Raw genomic sequence first — 2,996 nt, forward strand, 5'->3', positions numbered from 1 at the left:
AAGAGCCGATGATTCGTGAATTGTTCCACAATTTCATCGGCTCTGCGTCTTAAGCGTCTGGCTCTTTGATGACAGTTATCTTCAAGTTGTCAACTTTAATCAATCTTTCTTGTCTGCATTTTGGACAATAAAGGGGATAATTCTCCAAAACAGTGTCCTTCCTAATTTTATTACGGGTTTTGCTCCCACAAACAGGACACAATATCCATTCGCATTTCATCATAATTAGTCTCTAATCCTTTCAAATCTCATTTTATATGACTTTTGCAAGCTGTTAAGCTAACTTGTGGAACATATGCCGAACCTTATCTATACGGCTATTCGGGCGGCGGGGTTGGCAAATAAATTTACCAATAGCTGGCTGGTATCCTTTTAACTCTGTCAAGCAGACTCCCTGCCCATTTGTGAAATAAGTTAAATCGTTCCTGTATTCTTGAATACATCTAGCAGGGATTTCTCCTTTCAGAATGACCTCGTCATTCTTTATCTGAGTACTTACAATATCTGCACAATACCTTGGAGCATCATGATACGCCCGTGAGAGATATTCCTGCGGTGCATAAATTTCAAAGTGGAGATATGGCTCTAATAGTTCTGTCCCTGCTTTTTTTAAAGCCTGCTCCAATACGATAGGGGAAAGCAGCCGAAAGTCTGCGGGGGTACTTACAGGACTATAATACAATCCATATTCAAAACAGATTTTACAGTCTGTCACTTTCCATCCATACAGCCCCTGCTCGCAGCCATAAAGAACCCCCTCCATAACCGCATTTTGGAACGATTGATTTAAATATCCAAGTGAAACTCTGCTTTCATACTGCACTCCGCTTCCAATAGGGAGCGGCTCTATGGACAACCCGACAGAAGCCCAGAAAGGATTTGGCGGGACTTCTATGTGGATGGTATATTCTGCTTTTCTAAGCGGTCTTTCCATATATATAACAGTAGGCTCTTTTATTTCTGCCTCCACATGATATTTTTCCTCAAGGATGGCACAAATGACTTCCATCTGCACATTCCCCAAAAAAGATAACATAATCTCATGGGTAACAGTATCAATGTCAAAATGCAAAAGAGGGTCTGTATCAGCAATCTCTGCGAGGGCATTTAACAGGGCTTCCCTTTGCTCCGGCTTTTGCGGCTCTACCGTTGTCCGAAGTAATGGCATGGGATTATCAATCCGTGTTTTGTGAGGCAGGAGTTTTTCATTTCCCAGGATATCGTTCAGTTTCAAAGTATCATCAGCTAAAATAACAATTTCTCCCGGACAGGCATGGTCAGCCGGGACGATTTCACCATTTGACGGAATACACATCTCTGTGATTTTTATTTTCTCTTTTTCAGATATTCTAATAACATCCCTCAAATGCAATGTTCCGCTATATATACGCACATAAACAAAACGCCGCCTTTTCTCTGAATATTCAATCTTAAAAACCTGCCCGCATAGTTCAGATTGACCTTCAGGCGTTGATGAATAAAATTTACTGGCAATTACTTCTATAAGCTGCCGAATCCCCAGATTGTTTTTAGCGCTTCCGTGATAAACGGGAAATAACGTTCCGTTTTGGAATCTCCTGTTTTCTTCCTGTTCCAGTTCTGACATTTTAAACGGTTTCCCTGACATATATTTCTCTAATAGTTCATCGTTTCCCATAATTACCGCATCCCACTGTTCCATATCGTCATTGTCCGTTACATTTATATGGGGATGCTGCCCAACCTTTTGCTTCACTATAATTTCCGAAGAAAGCTTTGCTTTCATTTCCCGATATACCATTGGCAAATCAATCCCCTCTTGGTCAATTTTATTGATGAAAAAAATTGTCGGAATCTTCATTGTCTGTAGTGCATGAAACAGTATACGGGTCTGTGCCTGTATGCCATCCTTTGCAGAAACTAATAATACTGCTCCGTCTAATACGGATAAAGAACGGTATACTTCCGCCAAAAAATCCATATGGCCTGGCGTATCTATAATGTTGACTTTTACATCCTCCCACTGAAAAGATGTCACTGCTGTCTGGATAGTGATTCCCCTTTGACGCTCCAAATTCATTGTATCTGTCCTTGTTGTGCCTTCATCTACGCTCCCTAGTTCTGCAATTGCACCACTGGTATACAATAAACTTTCCGTTAATGTTGTCTTTCCTGCGTCAACGTGAGCCAGAATGCCTAAGTTAATTATTTTCATGTGATTTTCCTCCTATCAACACCCAAAAAAGGGCATAAAAATACCCAGTGATAAATACTCCTATCACTGGGTAAATAACTCCAATAGCCCCAAAACACTTATATGTTTTCGGGCATATAAAATTACATGATAAAAGTATTCTTAAACTGGGTACAAAAAACTAAGCCCCATATTAAAAGTGAAACGGGACTGCTACTTTTTGTTCCCACTATCAAATTGACAGTTTATTTAAGAATACCTTGCCGCATATTTATTAACTCCTTGTATAATACTGAATCTAATTATATTCCTTAACCCTTTATTTGTCAAGCTGACAAACTAAAGCAGAAAAAGCGGCAGGATTTCCCCCTGCCACTAATCATCTGTTTATGCAAAAATAATTTCCTTTTCCACAATCTCCCTCGCACAAGCCCTTATGTTATTGAGGCATCCTGTCCATTCTAAGGCGTTTTCTGCCTTTAGCTGTTCCGTTATGCCCTGTGCCTGTTTCATACCCTCTATGAGCCTTTCAAAGCGTTCCTGTGCCTGTCTGTTGATGTCGGCAAGGTAGGCGTTTAGCCTGCCGCTTGTAAGAAGATTGGTGTATGTAACTTTACGGTACTGTTTTAGATAATCTAAATGCCGTTGCCCCCAGATGCCTATTGCCTGTTCTTCTTCGGCGGGTACAGTTAAGCACGGTATCAAATAATCCCCTTGCCTTTCGTATTTGCCGCCCAGTTCCTCAAATAATGATTTTGCCATTGTCTGTTACCTCCACATTCTTTTTTATTTTGAATGTCCGCAAAATCCGTCCTACATCAGA

3 protein-coding genes are annotated in these 2,996 nt (G+C 40.6%); all 3 read right to left on the bottom strand.

The window, feature by feature from the left end; translation table 11 throughout:
- Positions 1–49: 49 nt before the first annotated feature.
- On the bottom strand, positions 50–223 hold the full coding sequence (locus DWX28_RS18400) for a cysteine-rich KTR domain-containing protein (RefSeq protein ID WP_002779755.1): 174 nt from the start codon (positions 221–223) through the stop codon (positions 50–52).
- 51 nt (positions 224–274) lie between these two features.
- On the bottom strand, positions 275–2,194 hold the full coding sequence (gene tet(O), locus DWX28_RS18405; RefSeq protein WP_118254544.1) for a tetracycline resistance ribosomal protection protein Tet(O): 1,920 nt from the start codon (positions 2,192–2,194) through the stop codon (positions 275–277).
- A gap of 366 nt (positions 2,195–2,560) precedes the next feature.
- Positions 2,561–2,935, bottom strand: coding sequence for a TnpV protein (locus DWX28_RS18410; RefSeq protein WP_001129922.1), 375 nt, complete (start codon positions 2,933–2,935; stop codon positions 2,561–2,563).
- Positions 2,936–2,996: the final 61 nt, after the last annotated feature.

The organism is Blautia sp. AF19-10LB, from assembly GCF_003461245.1.
GTDB lineage: Bacteria > Bacillota > Clostridia > Lachnospirales > Lachnospiraceae > Blautia_A > Blautia_A intestinihominis.

Excerpts from the sequence above, each read along its gene's own strand:
- DWX28_RS18400 (WP_002779755.1), bottom strand. The coding sequence starts at position 223 with ATGATGAAATGCGAATGGATATTGTGTCCTGTTTGTGGGAGCAAAACC.
- DWX28_RS18410 (WP_001129922.1), bottom strand. The coding sequence starts at position 2,935 with ATGGCAAAATCATTATTTGAGGAACTGGGCGGCAAATACGAAAGGCAA.